We start from the raw sequence: 14,865 nt of genomic DNA, 5'->3' as shown, positions 1-14,865 counted from the left end.
GGGATAAAGCTCGCAGTGCTTAGTTAAGCACTTTAGCGGCAACTAAACTGATGAGCCTGTCTTCGTGCGCTTTGCCGCAGAGCGCAGGAAGACAGGCTCCAAATAAACCATTAGACAGATAAGGAATACCACCATGTCAGAACGTTTAAACAATGACGTGGATCCGATCGAAACCCGCGACTGGCTGCAGGCGATCGAATCGGTCATCCGTGAAGAGGGTGTTGAGCGAGCTCAGTTTCTGATTGATCAGGTATTGGGTGAAGCCCGCAAAGGCGGCGTTAATGTAGCGGCCGGTTCCGCTGCTAACGACTACATCAACACCATCGCGGTGGAAGACGAGCCTGACTATCCGGGCAACCTGGATCTGGAACGCCGTATCCGCAGCGCGATCCGCTGGAACGCCGTGATGACCGTTCTGCGTGCTTCCAAGAAAGATCTGGAACTGGGCGGCCACATGGCTTCCTTCCAGTCTTCCGCGACCTTCTATGAAGTCTGCTTTAACCATTTCTTCCGCGCACGCAACGCGAAAGATGGCGGCGATCTGGTGTACTTCCAGGGCCACATCTCTCCGGGCATTTACGCACGCGCCTTCCTTGAAGGCCGCCTGACCGAAGAGCAAATGAACAACTTCCGTCAGGAAGTGCACGGCAACGGCCTGTCCTCTTACCCGCATCCAAAACTGATGCCGGAATTCTGGCAGTTCCCGACCGTCTCCATGGGCCTTGGCCCGCTGAGCGCCATCTACCAGGCTAAATTCCTGAAATATCTGGAACACCGCGGCCTGAAAGACACCTCCGCACAGACCGTTTACGCCTTCTTGGGCGACGGTGAAATGGATGAGCCGGAATCCAAAGGCGCCATCACCATCGCCACCCGTGAAAAACTGGACAACCTGGTATTCGTCATCAACTGCAACCTGCAGCGTCTGGACGGCCCGGTGACCGGCAACGGCAAAATCATCAACGAACTGGAAGGCATCTTCGCCGGCGCAGGCTGGCAGGTGCTGAAAGTGATCTGGGGCGGCCGCTGGGACGAACTGCTGCGTAAAGACACCAGCGGTAAACTGGTGCAGCTGATGAACGAAACCCTGGACGGCGACTACCAGACCTTTAAATCCAAAGACGGCGCTTACGTGCGCGAGCACTTCTTCGGCCGTTATCCGGAAACCGCCGCGCTGGTTGCCGACTGGAGCGACGAGCAGATCTGGGCGCTGAACCGCGGCGGCCACGATCCGAAGAAAGTCTTCGCCGCGCTGAAAAAAGCGCAGGACACCAAAGGCAAACCAACCGTTATCCTGGCTCACACCATCAAGGGTTACGGCATGGGCGACACCGCGGAAGGCAAGAACATCGCCCACCAGGTGAAGAAAATGAACATGGAAGGGGTGCACCACTTCCGCGATCGTTTCAACGTGCCGGTAGCCGATGCCGACATCGAAAAACTGCCGTACGTGACCTTCGAGAAAGATTCCGAAGAGTACAAATACCTGCACGAGCGCCGCGAGAAGCTGGAAGGCTACCTGCCGAGCCGTCAGCCTAACTTCAGCGAGAAGCTGGAGCTGCCTTCTCTGGAAGACTTCGGCCCGCTGCTGGAAGAGCAGAACAAAGAGATCTCCACCACCATCGCCTTTGTGCGCGCCCTGAACGTGATGCTGAAGAACAAGTCGATCAAAGATCGTCTGGTGCCGATCATCGCCGATGAAGCACGTACCTTCGGTATGGAAGGCCTGTTCCGTCAGATCGGTATCTACAGCCCGAACGGCCAGCAGTACACCCCGCAGGACCGTGAGCAGGTGGCTTACTACAAAGAAGACGAGAAAGGTCAGATTCTGCAGGAAGGGATCAACGAACTGGGCGCCGGCGCGTCCTGGCTGGCGGCTGCGACCTCTTACAGCACCAACGACCTGCCGATGATTCCGTTCTACATCTACTACTCGATGTTCGGCTTCCAGCGTATCGGCGATCTGTGCTGGGCGGCGGGCGACCAACAGGCGCGCGGCTTCCTGATCGGCGGCACCTCCGGCCGCACCACGCTGAACGGCGAAGGTCTGCAGCACGAAGACGGCCACAGCCACATTCAGTCGCTGACCATCCCGAACTGTATCTCTTACGATCCGGCGTATGCTTACGAAGTGGCGGTCATCATGCATGACGGTCTGGTGCGTATGTACGGCGAAGCGCAGGAGAACGTTTACTACTACCTGACCACGCTGAACGAAAACTACCACATGCCGGCCATGCCGCAGGGCGCCGAAGAAGGCATCCGCAAGGGTATCTACAAGCTGGAAACCCTGGAAGGCAGCAAAGGCAAGGTACAGCTGATGGGCTCCGGCTCTATCCTGCGTCACGTGCGCGAAGCGGCGCAGATCCTGGCGAACGACTACGGCGTCGGCTCCGACGTGTTCAGCGTGACCTCGTTCACCGAACTGGCGCGCGACGGTCAGGACTGCGAACGCTGGAACATGCTGCACCCGACCGAAGAGCCGCGCGTGCCTTACGTTGCTCAGGTGCTGAGCGATGCGCCGGCGGTTGCGTCTACCGACTACATGAAACTGTTCGCCGAGCAGATCCGCAACTTTATCCCGGCCAGCGATTACCGCGTACTGGGCACCGATGGCTTCGGTCGTTCCGACAGCCGTGAGAACCTGCGTCACCACTTCGAAGTGGATGCATCTTACGTGGTGGTTGCGGCCCTGGGCGAGCTGGCTAAACGCGGCGAAATCGATAAGAAAGTGGTTGCCGAAGCAATCGCTAAATTCGATATCGATGCCGATAAAGTTAACCCGCGTCTGGCCTAAGAGGTAAAGAAGAATGTCTATTGAAATCAAAGTGCCGGATATCGGTGCAGATGAAGTCGAAATCACCGAAATTCTGGTGAAGGTCGGCGATAAGGTCGAGGCTGAGCAGTCGTTGATCACCGTGGAAGGCGACAAGGCTTCCATGGAAGTGCCATCGCCGCAGGCCGGCGTGGTGAAAGAGATCAAAGTGGCGGTCGGTGATAAAACCGAAACCGGCAAGCTGATCATGATCTTTGATGCTGAAGGCGCAGCGGCGGCTGCCCCGGCGCAGGAAGCCAAGCAGGAAACGGCTCCGGCTGCGGCGCCTGCTGCTGCGGCGGCGAAAGACGTTCAGGTGCCGGATATCGGCGACGACGAAGTAGAAGTCACCGAGATCATGGTCAAGGTGGGCGACACCGTGACCGAAGAGCAGTCGCTGATCACCGTGGAAGGCGACAAGGCCTCGATGGAAGTGCCTGCGCCGTTTGCCGGCACCGTTAAAGAGATCAAAATCAACACCGGCGATAAAGTGAAGACCGGCTCGTTGATTATGGTGTTCGAAGTTGCCGGCGCAGCGCCGGCAGCCGCTCCGGCTCAGGCTGCAGCACCGGCGGCCGCAGCGCCGGCGGCAGCGGCCGCCAAAGACGTGGCCGTGCCGGATATCGGCGGCGACGAAGTCGAAGTGACCGAAGTGATGGTGAAAGTGGGCGATAAAATCGCCGCTGAGCAGTCGCTGATCACCGTGGAAGGCGACAAGGCCTCGATGGAAGTGCCTGCGCCGTTTGCCGGCACCGTCAAAGAGATCAAAGTCAGCACCGGCGATAAAGTGAAAACCGGCTCGCTGATTATGGTGTTTGAAGTGGAAGGGGCTGCGCCAGCCGCCGCTCCGGCAGCCAGCGCCGCTGCGCCTGCACCGGCTCCGGCCCAGCAGGAAACCAAGGCCGCTGCGCCGGCCGCGAAAGCGGAAGGTAAAAACGAATTCACCGAAAACGATGCCTACGTGCACGCGACGCCGGTTATCCGTCGTCTGGCGCGCGAGTTCGGCGTCAACCTGGCGAAGGTCAAGGGCACCGGTCGTAAAGGCCGTATCCTGCGCGAAGACGTTCAGGCCTATGTGAAAGATGCGGTGAAACGCGCCGAATCCGCACCGGCTGCCGCTGCGGGCGGCGGTCTGCCGGGCATGCTGCCATGGCCGAAGGTGGACTTCAGCAAGTTCGGCGAGATCGAAGAAGTGGAAATGGGCCGTATCCAGAAGATCTCCGGCGCCAACCTGAGCCGTAACTGGGTGATGATCCCGCACGTTACGCACTTCGACAAAACCGATATCACCGAGCTGGAAGCGTTCCGCAAGCAGCAGAACGAAGAAGCGGCCAAGCGCAAGCTGGACGTGAAGTTCACCCCGGTGGTGTTCATCATGAAGGCGGTTGCCGCAGCGCTGGAGCAGATGCCGCGCTTCAACAGCTCGCTGTCGGAAGATGGCCAGAAGCTGACGCTGAAAAAATACATCAACATCGGCGTGGCGGTAGATACGCCAAACGGTCTGGTGGTTCCGGTGTTCAAGGATGTTAACAAGAAAGGCATCACTGAACTGTCCCGCGAACTGATGGCGATCTCCAAGAAAGCGCGCGACGGCAAGCTGACCGCCGGCGAAATGCAGGGCGGCTGCTTCACCATCTCCAGCCTGGGCGGTATCGGGACAACCCACTTCGCGCCGATCGTCAACGCGCCGGAAGTGGCTATCCTGGGCGTCTCCAAGTCTGCAATGGAGCCGGTCTGGAACGGTAAAGAGTTCATGCCGCGTCTGATGATGCCGATGTCGCTCTCCTTCGACCACCGTGTGATTGACGGTGCCGACGGTGCGCGCTTTATCACCATCATCAACAATATGCTGTCTGACATTCGCCGTCTGGTGATGTAAGGAAAAAAGGGCGCAGCATGCTGCGCCCTTATCGCTTCGGTAGCAGTTTTGTCGGTTTTTGCATGATTCGACAAGATTGTTGAGACACGGGTCACTTCGAACATGCTTTGCAGATTATTAACAATTCTGTAAACTGCTCGCGGTGTAAGCGTCCCGGTGGATGAAGGGCGTTATGAATTCGATTAAAAATATACCCTATAGATTTCACATGGCAGCCAGGCGGCAAATTTGTGAATTCCCAGGCTAAGTGGCTGGGGTGAGCGAATGAAGCCAACAACGCGTCCAGGTGAAAGATGACGGGTATAAAAATGACGTCTGACCCGCCGGACAATAAATTAAGAGGTCATGATGAGTACTGAAATAAAAACTCAGGTCGTGGTACTTGGGGCGGGCCCAGCGGGTTACTCTGCTGCCTTTCGTTGCGCTGACTTAGGTCTTGAAACCGTTCTGGTTGAACGTTATTCCACGCTGGGCGGGGTTTGCCTGAACGTGGGATGTATCCCTTCCAAAGCACTGCTGCACGTTGCCAAAGTGATTGAAGAAGCCAAAGCGCTGGCTGAACACGGCATCGTCTTCGGTGAGCCGAAAACCGACATCAACAAGATCCGTACCTGGAAAGAGAAAGTCATCACTCAGCTGACCGGCGGTCTGGCGGGTATGGCTAAAGGCCGTAAGGTGAAAGTGGTGAACGGTCTGGGCAAATTTACCGGCGCTAACACCCTGGTTGTTGAAGGCGAAAACGGCCCAACCACCATCAACTTCGATAACGCCATCATTGCCGCAGGTTCGCGTCCGATCCAACTGCCATTTATCCCTCATGATGACCCGCGCGTGTGGGACTCCACCGATGCGCTGGAGCTGAAAACCGTCCCAGAGCGCATGCTGGTGATGGGCGGCGGCATCATCGGTCTGGAAATGGGCACCGTTTACCACGCGCTGGGTTCCCAGATTGATGTGGTGGAAATGTTCGACCAGGTGATCCCGGCGGCGGATAAAGACGTGGTGAAAGTGTTCACCAAGCGTATCAGCAAGCAGTTCAACCTGATGCTGGAAACCAAAGTGACCGCGGTAGAAGCCAAAGAAGATGGTATCTACGTCACGATGGAAGGCAAAAAAGCGCCGGCGGAACCACAGCGTTACGACGCGGTGCTGGTGGCTATCGGCCGTGTGCCGAACGGCAAACTGCTGGATGCTGACAAAGCGGGCGTGGCGGTTGATGAGCGCGGCTTTATCAACGTTGACAAGCAGCTGCGCACCAACGTGCCGAACATTTTCGCCATCGGCGATATCGTCGGTCAGCCGATGCTGGCGCACAAAGGCGTGCATGAAGGCCACGTGGCGGCTGAAGTTATCTCCGGTCTGAAGCACTACTTCGATCCGAAAGTCATCCCATCCATCGCTTACACCGAACCGGAAGTAGCATGGGTAGGCCTGACCGAGAAAGAAGCGAAAGAGAAAGGCATCAGCTACGAAACCGCCACCTTCCCGTGGGCGGCGTCCGGTCGTGCTATCGCTTCCGACTGTGCAGACGGCATGACCAAACTGATCTTCGACAAAGAAACCCACCGCGTTATCGGCGGGGCGATTGTCGGCACCAACGGCGGCGAGCTGCTGGGTGAAATCGGTCTGGCCATCGAGATGGGTTGTGACGCGGAAGACATCGCGCTGACCATCCACGCTCACCCGACCCTGCACGAATCAGTCGGCATGGCGGCCGAGATGTACGAAGGCAGCATCACCGACCTGCCTAACCCGAAAGCCAAGAAAAAGTAATTTTTCCGGCCTGAACGGTTGATAAACGGCTCCTGAAAAGGGGCCGTTTTTTATGGCGGCGGTAAAAGGCCGCTCAGCGAGCGGCCAGTAGCTTACTTGTTCTGGACTATCACGTTCAGCGTCAGGCTGTTGCCGTTGACCGACCAACCGCCTTTATCAACCCCAAACGCCGCGCCCAGTACAATGAGCAGGATAAATAACGAACTCCTTTTCATTGCGCGATCCCTGTGGAACCACGACCACCGCGATTTCACCGGAAAAATCCCGGCGGAACAAGCGCTTTGTGACGCTCGCATCGCGGTTGTTGCAGCACTGTTCTCAAGCCCGGTGACCGGCTGCTAAACCGGCAGAACAGACCCGGAGAGATAGTAACGTGGAATCACCTTTTCCACATTCTTTTTGTTGATTTTTTAATCGTTATTGCGCAGAATGTCTCTGCTTTGTGGCGCTTGTATCGTACCTAATCGATGTAAGTATTCCGTCCGGCGCCTGCTAACGTCGTACGGAACAAAGAAACCGCCTTAACGGCGGTTTTTTTGTTTTTGTCGCCGGCGTTTTTTCCGCTGTTCAAGCAGTAGTTATTGTAATAGTGTGGACATTATGATGCGCCTGACGGGCGGGGCGCATCTGTCCGGCCGCCTTGTCCTGCCTGCATCGCAGCCGATTACTCTGTGCTCAACGATTCAGCAAAGATTTAATGTTGCTTTTATGTGAACGAATTAACAACCGATTCAAATCCTGATATGCTGGCTGGGCGGAACCGGGCACTGTACCTTACAGTCCAGGACATCGACAGCAGTGCCTCGTAATATCGCCGTGCGCTAAAAAACCCGGTTTGATAACAAATCCGGAGTCTCAGAGGCAGCAGCCGACAGCGCTGCCGCTTCAGCGACGCAAGGTATGGACGCCAGGCACAATAAATGACAATGAGAGCGAGGAGAAAGTCGTGCTAGAAGAATACCGTAAGCACGTGGCCGAGCGTGCTGCAGAGGGCATCGTCCCTAAGCCATTAGACGCATCACAAATGGCAGCGCTGGTCGAATCATTAAAGAATCCGCCGCAAGGCGAAGAAGAATTCCTGTTAGACCTGCTGATTAACCGTGTTCCACCAGGCGTCGACGAAGCCGCCTACGTCAAAGCAGGTTTCCTGGCAGCCATCGCCAAAGGCGAAGCCACCTCCCCCCTGATTACTCCGGAAAAGGCCGTTGAACTGCTGGGCACCATGCAGGGCGGCTACAACATTCATCCGCTGATCGAAGCGCTGGACAACGACAAACTGGCGCCTATCGCCGCCGAAGCGCTGTCTCACACCCTGCTGATGTTTGATAACTTCTACGACGTGGAAGAGAAGGCCAAGGCGGGCAACGCCTACGCCAAGCAAATCATGCAGTCATGGGCCGATGCCGAATGGTACCTGTCCCGTCCGGAACTGGCGGAAAAACTCACCGTTACCGTCTTTAAGGTGACCGGCGAAACCAATACCGATGATCTGTCTCCGGCGCCGGACGCCTGGTCGCGCCCGGATATTCCGCTGCACGCGCTGGCAATGCTGAAAAACGAACGTGACGGCATCGTCCCGGATCAGCCGGGCAGCGTCGGCCCGATTAAACAGATCGAAGCGCTGAGCGAGAAAGGCTTCCCGCTGGCCTACGTCGGCGACGTTGTCGGCACCGGCTCCTCCCGTAAATCCGCCACCAACTCGGTGCTGTGGTTTATGGGCGACGACATCCCGCACGTGCCGAACAAGCGCGGCGGCGGCGTAGTGCTGGGCGGTAAAATCGCCCCGATCTTCTTTAACACTATGGAAGATGCCGGCGCACTGCCGATCGAAGTGGACGTGTCCGAGCTGAATATGGGCGATGTGATCGACATCTTCCCGTACAAAGGCGAAGTGCGTAACCACGAAACCGGCGAGCTGATCGCCAGCTTCGAACTGAAAACCGACGTGCTGCTGGACGAAGTGCGCGCCGGCGGCCGTATCCCGCTGATCATCGGCCGCGGCCTGACCACCAAGGCGCGTGAGTCGCTGGGCCTGCCGCACACCGACGTGTTCCGCGTTTCCAAGCCGGTTGCGGCCAGCAACCGCGGCTTCTCGCTGGCGCAGAAAATGGTTGGCCGCGCCTGCGGCGTAGCCGGCGTGCGTCCGGGCGAGTACTGCGAACCGAAGATGACCTCGGTCGGCTCTCAGGACACCACCGGCCCGATGACCCGCGACGAGCTGAAAGACCTGGCCTGCCTGGGCTTCTCGGCCGATCTGGTGATGCAGTCCTTCTGCCACACCGCCGCCTATCCGAAACCGGTTGACGTGACCACCCACCATACGCTGCCGGACTTTATCATGAACCGCGGCGGCGTCTCGCTGCGTCCGGGCGACGGCATTATCCACTCATGGCTGAACCGCATGCTGCTGCCGGATACCGTCGGCACCGGCGGCGATTCCCACACCCGCTTCCCGATCGGCATCTCCTTCCCGGCCGGTTCCGGTCTGGTGGCGTTTGCCGCGGCGACCGGCGTTATGCCGCTGGATATGCCGGAGTCGGTGCTGGTGCGCTTCAAAGGTAAAATGAAGCCGGGCATCACGCTGCGCGACCTGGTGCACGCCATCCCTTACTATGCGATCCAGCAGGGCCTGCTGACCGTCGAGAAGAAAGGCAAGAAAAACATCTTCTCCGGCCGCATTCTGGAAATCGAAGGTCTGCCGGAGCTGAAGGTTGAACAGGCCTTCGAACTGGCGGATGCCTCCGCCGAGCGTTCCGCCGCCGGTTGCACCATCAAACTGGATAAAGCGCCGATCGAAGAGTACCTGAACTCCAACATCGTGCTGCTGAAATGGATGATCTCCGAAGGTTACGGCGACCGTCGTACGCTGGAGCGCCGTATTCAGGGCATGGAAAAATGGCTGGCGGATCCGCAGCTGCTGGAAGGCGACGCCGATGCGGAATACGCGGCGGTGATCGAGATCGACCTGGCGGAAATCGACCAGCCGATCCTGTGTGCGCCGAACGATCCGGACGATGCGCGCCTGCTGTCCGACGTGGCCAACAGTAAAATCGACGAAGTGTTTATCGGTTCCTGCATGACCAACATCGGCCACTTCCGTGCGGCGGGCAAGCTGCTGGATCAGCACAAAGGCCAGCTGCCGACCCGCCTGTGGGTGGCGCCGCCAACCAAGATGGATGCGGCTCAGCTGACCGAAGAGGGCTACTACAGCGTATTCGGCAAGAGCGGGGCGCGTATCGAGATCCCTGGCTGCTCGCTGTGTATGGGTAACCAGGCGCGCGTCGCCGACGGCGCGACGGTGGTGTCGACCTCAACCCGTAACTTCCCGAACCGTCTGGGCACCGGCGCCAATGTATATCTGGCATCGGCAGAGCTGGCGGCGGTGGCCTCACTGCTGGGGCGCTTACCGACGCCGGACGAGTATCAAACCTATATGGAGCAGGTGGATAAGAGCGCGGCCGATACTTACCGCTATCTGAACTTCAACCAGCTGGAGCAGTACACGGAAAAAGCCGACGGTGTGATCTTCCAGACCGCCGTGTAATTACCGCACGCTGTGAAAACCCGAATCGGGGGAGCCGCCAGGCTCCCCTTTTTTATGTCTGAAGTGTGACCATTTCCGCATTTGGTGTTTCCTAATAAATTGAAGTTTATAGGCTATTTTAAATTATTACTCTTAGGCTAACGGTGTCGCCGGGAGCTTGATTGATGGTAAATAGTTAGCGTCCTAACCTAATCCTGTCCGTAATTCTTACTGCGTGAAGCGTAAATCAATTAAACCGGGGAGGTTTAGCTATGTCGCTTTATCAACAGCCCGCACGCGTCTGGGATACCCGGCGTCAGGAGAAGCAGCGCCGGCTGGCCAGCGTGCAGGGGCAGGTGCAAGGAAAGGTGATCCCCACGGCGGAGCTAACCGCGGTGCTGGAACGGCTGATCGTGCCGGGTGACCGCGTGGTGCTGGAAGGGAACAACCAGAAACAGGCGGATTTCCTTTCCCGCACGCTGGCGCAGGTCGACCCGTCAACCGTGCACGACCTGCATATGATTATGCCGAGCGTCGGCCGCGCCGAGCACCTGGATATCTTCGAAAAGGGCATCGCCCGTAAGCTGGACTTCGCCTTTTCCGGTACCCAGAGCCTGCGTATTTCTCAGCTGCTGGAAGACGGCCAGCTGGAAATCGGCGCCATCCACACCTATATCGAGCTTTATTCGCGCCTGTATGTTGACCTGGTGCCGAACGTGGCGCTGGTGGCGGGCTTCAAGGCCGACCGGCAGGGCAACCTGTACACCGGCCCCAGCACCGAGGACACGCCGGCGCTGGTGGAGGCCGCCGCATTTAAAGACGGGATCGTCATCGCCCAGGTTAACGAACTGGTGGACGACGAAACCGACCTGCCGCGGGTCGATATTCCCGGCTCGTGGATCGACTTTGTGGTGGTGGCGGATCGGCCCTTCTTTATCGAACCGCTGTTCACCCGCGATCCGCGCCTGATCAAACCCGTCCACGTACTGATGGGCATGATGGCGATCAAGGGCATTTACGCCGAGCATCAGGTGCAGTCCCTCAACCACGGTATCGGCTTTAACACCGCCGCCATTGAATTATTGCTGCCGACCTACGGCGAACGCCTGGGGCTGAAAGGCAAAATCTGCAAGCACTGGACCCTGAACCCGCATCCGACCCTGATCCCGGCGATTGAAAGCGGCTGGGTGGAAACCGTGCACTGCTTCGGCGGTGAACTGGGGATGGAGGATTACATCGCCGCGCGTCCGGATATCTTTTTCACCGGCCGCGACGGTTCGATGCGCTCCAACCGCGCATTCTGCCAGATGGCGGGCCAGTACGCGGTGGACATGTTTATCGGCTCCACGCTGCAGATTGACGCCATGGCGCACTCGTCCACCGTGACGCGCGGGCGGCTTTCCGGCTTCGGCGGCGCGCCGAATATGGGCCACGACCCGCACGGCCGCCGCCATGCCACTCCGGCCTGGCTGGATATGATCGAAGAGCCGGATCCGCTGGCGCGCGGCCGCAAACTGGTGGTGCAGATGGTGGAGACCTTCCAGGCCGGCGCGAAGCCGACCTTTGTTGAAAAGCTTGAGGCGATCGACGTCGCCGAAGAGGCCGGCATGCCGCTGGCGCCGGTGATGATTTACGGCGATGACGTCACCCACGTGCTGACCGAAGAGGGCATCGCCTACCTGTATCGCGCCCGCTCACTGGAGGAGCGCCGGGCGATGGTCGCCGCGGTGGCCGGCATCACCGATATCGGGCTGGGGGTGGACGCCGCCAGGGTGGCGCAGCTGCGCCGCGAAGGCAAAGTGGCATACCCGGAAGATATGGGCATCCGCCGCACCGAGGCCGACCGTTCGCTGCTGGCGGCGGGCAGCGTGGCCGATCTGGTGGACTGGTCCGGCGGCCTGTACAACCCGCCGGCTAAATTCCGGAGCTGGTGATGAAACTTTCCCCCTGCAGCAAGGCGGCGCAGGCCGATGCCCTTGCGCTGCGTCTGGCGGACGCCGCCACCCAGGCGCTGATCGACGAGGCGCGCCTCAGCCCGAAGCCGGGGCTGGTGGACGCGCGCGGCAGCGGCGCGCATCAGGATCTGACGCTGGCGCTGATGGAGCGCTCAGCCCTCAGCCTGCATGACACCTTTTATGCGCTGGCCATCGCCGGCTGGCAGCGCCCGGCGGATGGCGCGCTGCGTCAGGAGATTGGCCGCATCGGCCGCGAGGGCGAGCGGCAGATGATGGCGGCGACCGGCGGGGTGAATACCCACCGCGGCGCCATCTGGGCGCTGGGGCTGCTGGTGACGGCGCTGGCGATGCGGGAGGGACGCGCCGACGCGCGACAAACCTGCCTGCGGGCGGCGCAGCTGGCGCAGTTGGCGGACCCCGCCAGCCCGAAGTCGTTCAGCAAAGGGCTGCGCGCCTCGCGGCGTTACCGGGTGCCCGGCGCGCGGGAGGAGGCGCAGCAGGGGTTCCCGCACGTGATGCGTCTGGCGTTGCCGCAGCTGTGGCGCAGCCGGGCCGCCGGCGCCGACGAGCAGGCGGCCAGGCTGGATGCGCTGATGGCGATCATGACCAGCCTGAGCGACACCTGCGTGCTGTCGCGCGGCGGCTGGCCGGCGCTGCAGGCGATGCGGCAGGGCGCGCAGGCGGTATTGCTCGCCGGCGGTTACCAGCGGCCGGCGGGACGGGCGCAGCTGGCGCGGCTGGAGCAGCGGTTGCTGGCCTGTAACGCTTCGCCGGGCGGGGCGGCGGATCTACTGGCGGCGGCGCTGCTGCTCGATCGGGCGGCGGGCTGCTGAACATCTATTCGAGAGGACGTTATGGAACATATTGAATTGAGCTATCCGGCTACGGAACGTGTGGTCGGCCAGCGGTTGGCCGGCGTGGTTGGCTCCGGCGATATGGAAGCGCTGTTTGAGCCAGCGGCGGGCGACGTGCTGCGGGTGGTGATTAAAACCTCGGTCGACGGCAGTCAGCAGCGCTGGCGGCATCTGTTTGAGCGCCTGGCGGCGCTGCGCAGCCTGCCGGCGGGGCAGTTGGAAATCAACGATTTCGGCGCGACGCCGGGGGTGGCGCGTCTGCGGATTGAGCAGGTGTTTGAGGAGGCCGGCCATGCGTGAAGATCTCAGCTTTATTGAACTCAGCGCCCGTGAACGGGCGCGGCAATTACTCGACGACGGCAGCTTCCGCGAGCTGCTGGGGCCGTTTGAACGAATCACCTCGCCGTGGCTGGAGCCGCAGGGCATCGTCACCCAGGCGGATGACGGCATGGTGGTGGCCAAAGGCACCCTGAACGGTCAGCCGGCGGTGGTGGCGGCGGTTGAAGGGGCGTTTCAGGGCGGCAGCATGGGCGAAGTCTCCGGCGCCAAGATGGCGGCGGCGCTGGAGTTGGCGGCGGAGGATAACCGCAACGGCATTCCGACGCAGGCGGTGCTGCTGCTGGAAACCGGCGGCGTGCGTCTGCAGGAGGCCAATCTGGGGCTGGCGGCGATTGCCGATATTCACGCCGCCATCGCCGACCTGCGGCGCTATACCCCGGTGGTGGGCATTATCGCCGGCACCGTCGGCTGTTTCGGCGGCATGTCGATTGCCGCCGGCCTGTGCAGCTACCTGATCGTCACCCGTGAAGCGCGTCTGGGGCTTAACGGCCCGCAGGTGATTGAGCAGGAGGCGGGGATTGAGGAGTACGACTCCCGCGACCGGCCGTTTATCTGGAGCATGACCGGCGGCGACGTGCGCTACCGCAGCGGTTTCGCCGACGTGGAGGTGGAGGATGCGTTGCATCAGGTGCGCGTCGCGCTGCTGGCATGCCTGGCGCGCGGCGTGCCGGCGCGGCACCGCAGCGAACGCCATGACTATTACCTGTCGAAACTGACGCAGTTTGACAGCCGTCAGCAGGCGGACGCCGCCGTGGTGGCGCAACTTTTTGCACGGGAGGAACGCCCATGAGCACACAGACAACCAGCCGCGGTGACTATTGGTTCTCGCTGCTGACGCAGGGAGCCGCGGAGCGGCGCGGGCAGTGCGCCTCGGTCAGGGTGGCCGACGGCGACCTCGACGGCCAGGCGGCGCGTTTTATCGCCGTAGTGCCGGATGCCGATAACCACTACCCGCGCGCCGCGCGCGGCGAGGTGGGGCTGCTGGAGGGATGGACGCTGGCGCAGGTGGTCAGCGAGGCGGTGGAGGCGGATCGGCACCAGACGCAAAAGCGCGCCATCGTGGCGATTATTGATGTGCCGAGTCAGGCCTACGGCCGCCGCGAAGAGGCGTTCGGCATTCATCAGGCGCTGGCCGGCGCGGCGGGCGCCTATGCCGCGGCGCGGCTGGCCGGGCACCCGGTGATTGGGCTGATCGTCGGCAAGGCGATGTCGGGGGCGTTTTTGGCGCACGGCTACCAGGCCAACCGGCTGATCGCCTTTAATGACGACGGCGTCATGATCCACGCCATGGGCAAGGAATCCGCCGCGCGCATTACGCTGCGTTCGGTCGAGGCGCTGGAGAAACTGGCCGCCACGATCCCGCCGATGGCTTACGACATCGGCCACTACGGCTCGCTGGGGTTGCTTGATCAACGGCTGGATATCCGCGATCCGCTGCAGGCGACGCCGCAGGAGCTGGCGCTGGTGCGCACGGCGGTGGTCGAGGCGATCGCGGACAGCCGGCGGCAGGGCTGCGGACTGGAAAACCGCCTGGGGGCGGACAATCGCCGCAGCTCCGCGCTGGTGCGCGAGCGTATGCGCGCCGAATGGTAACAGCGGCTTTTGTTAACGTCAGTTCGTCATAACCGGGCCGGAGAGGGGCAAGCCCTTTCCGGCTGATAACAACCAATCTCTACCTTCATCTGCATCTTGGCTGCGGGCAACCCCCAAACCAGTAATAAGAAACA

General features: G+C 60.5%; 10 protein-coding genes. 9 read left to right on the top strand and 1 reads right to left on the bottom strand.

Going from position 1 to position 14,865, the window contains the following annotated elements:
- The first annotated feature begins 133 nt into the window (after positions 1-133).
- The 3 genes from aceE (at position 134) to lpdA (ending at position 6,467) form a co-directional block, all read left to right on the top strand.
- On the top strand, positions 134-2,797 hold the full coding sequence (gene aceE / locus I6G83_RS02720; RefSeq protein WP_054305207.1) for a pyruvate dehydrogenase (acetyl-transferring), homodimeric type: 2,664 nt from the start codon (positions 134-136) through the stop codon (positions 2,795-2,797).
- A 13-nt stretch (positions 2,798-2,810) separates the two neighbouring features.
- Positions 2,811-4,694 carry a pyruvate dehydrogenase complex dihydrolipoyllysine-residue acetyltransferase gene (gene aceF / locus I6G83_RS02715; RefSeq protein ID WP_062779238.1) on the top strand — a complete coding sequence of 628 codons (1,884 nt, stop codon included), beginning with the start codon at positions 2,811-2,813 and terminating at the stop codon, positions 4,692-4,694.
- 348 nt (positions 4,695-5,042) lie between these two features.
- Positions 5,043-6,467 carry a dihydrolipoyl dehydrogenase gene (lpdA, locus tag I6G83_RS02710; protein WP_054307927.1) on the top strand — a complete coding sequence of 475 codons (1,425 nt, stop codon included), beginning with the start codon at positions 5,043-5,045 and terminating at the stop codon, positions 6,465-6,467.
- A gap of 92 nt (positions 6,468-6,559) precedes the next feature.
- Here lpdA and I6G83_RS23625 read toward each other — a convergent pair whose 3' ends face one another.
- Positions 6,560-6,682, bottom strand: a complete 123-nt coding sequence (locus I6G83_RS23625; protein WP_255265501.1) for a hypothetical protein — start codon at positions 6,680-6,682, stop codon at positions 6,560-6,562.
- Between the two features lie 731 nt (positions 6,683-7,413).
- On the opposite strand from I6G83_RS23625, the gene acnB reads away from it, so the two are divergent.
- From acnB to mdcE, 6 genes are all read left to right on the top strand, one after another.
- A complete protein-coding gene (gene acnB / locus I6G83_RS02705) occupies positions 7,414-10,011 on the top strand; it encodes a bifunctional aconitate hydratase 2/2-methylisocitrate dehydratase (RefSeq protein ID WP_054307925.1) in 2,598 nt (865 codons plus the stop codon).
- Between the two features lie 251 nt (positions 10,012-10,262).
- The gene (gene mdcA, locus I6G83_RS02700) at positions 10,263-11,924 is read left to right on the top strand and encodes a malonate decarboxylase subunit alpha (RefSeq protein ID WP_054307926.1); all 1,662 of its coding nucleotides are present in this window, start codon (positions 10,263-10,265) and stop codon (positions 11,922-11,924) included.
- A complete protein-coding gene (locus tag I6G83_RS02695; protein ID WP_062779235.1) occupies positions 11,924-12,778 on the top strand; it encodes a triphosphoribosyl-dephospho-CoA synthase in 855 nt (284 codons plus the stop codon). The genes mdcA and I6G83_RS02695 overlap by 1 nt, the downstream gene beginning before the upstream one ends.
- 21 nt (positions 12,779-12,799) lie before the next feature.
- The gene (mdcC, locus tag I6G83_RS02690; protein WP_054307859.1) at positions 12,800-13,099 is read left to right on the top strand and encodes a malonate decarboxylase acyl carrier protein; all 300 of its coding nucleotides are present in this window, start codon (positions 12,800-12,802) and stop codon (positions 13,097-13,099) included.
- Entirely contained in the window at positions 13,092-13,928 is an 837-nt protein-coding gene (locus I6G83_RS02685; protein WP_054307860.1) for a biotin-independent malonate decarboxylase subunit beta, read from the top strand. The genes mdcC and I6G83_RS02685 overlap by 8 nt, the downstream gene beginning before the upstream one ends.
- Entirely contained in the window at positions 13,925-14,731 is an 807-nt protein-coding gene (gene mdcE, locus I6G83_RS02680) for a biotin-independent malonate decarboxylase subunit gamma (protein WP_054307861.1), read from the top strand. Before I6G83_RS02685 ends, mdcE begins: the two co-directional genes overlap by 4 nt.
- Positions 14,732-14,865: the final 134 nt, after the last annotated feature.

It is taken from the genome of Serratia rubidaea (assembly GCF_016026735.1).
GTDB lineage: Bacteria > Pseudomonadota > Gammaproteobacteria > Enterobacterales > Enterobacteriaceae > Serratia_B > Serratia_B rubidaea.
The sequence above is the reverse complement of the archived record's forward strand: the minus strand, read 5'-3'. Positions and strand labels throughout refer to the sequence as shown.

Coding starts and splice junctions, on each gene's coding strand:
- aceE (WP_054305207.1), top strand. CDS start 134: ATGTCAGAACGTTTAAACAATGACGTGGATCCGATCGAAACCCGCGAC.
- aceF (WP_062779238.1), top strand. CDS start 2,811: ATGTCTATTGAAATCAAAGTGCCGGATATCGGTGCAGATGAAGTCGAA.
- lpdA (WP_054307927.1), top strand. CDS start 5,043: ATGAGTACTGAAATAAAAACTCAGGTCGTGGTACTTGGGGCGGGCCCA.
- I6G83_RS23625 (WP_255265501.1), bottom strand. CDS start 6,682: ATGAAAAGGAGTTCGTTATTTATCCTGCTCATTGTACTGGGCGCGGCG.
- mdcA (WP_054307926.1), top strand. CDS start 10,263: ATGTCGCTTTATCAACAGCCCGCACGCGTCTGGGATACCCGGCGTCAG.
- I6G83_RS02695 (WP_062779235.1), top strand. CDS start 11,924: ATGAAACTTTCCCCCTGCAGCAAGGCGGCGCAGGCCGATGCCCTTGCG.
- mdcC (WP_054307859.1), top strand. CDS start 12,800: ATGGAACATATTGAATTGAGCTATCCGGCTACGGAACGTGTGGTCGGC.
- I6G83_RS02685 (WP_054307860.1), top strand. CDS start 13,092: ATGCGTGAAGATCTCAGCTTTATTGAACTCAGCGCCCGTGAACGGGCG.
- mdcE (WP_054307861.1), top strand. CDS start 13,925: ATGAGCACACAGACAACCAGCCGCGGTGACTATTGGTTCTCGCTGCTG.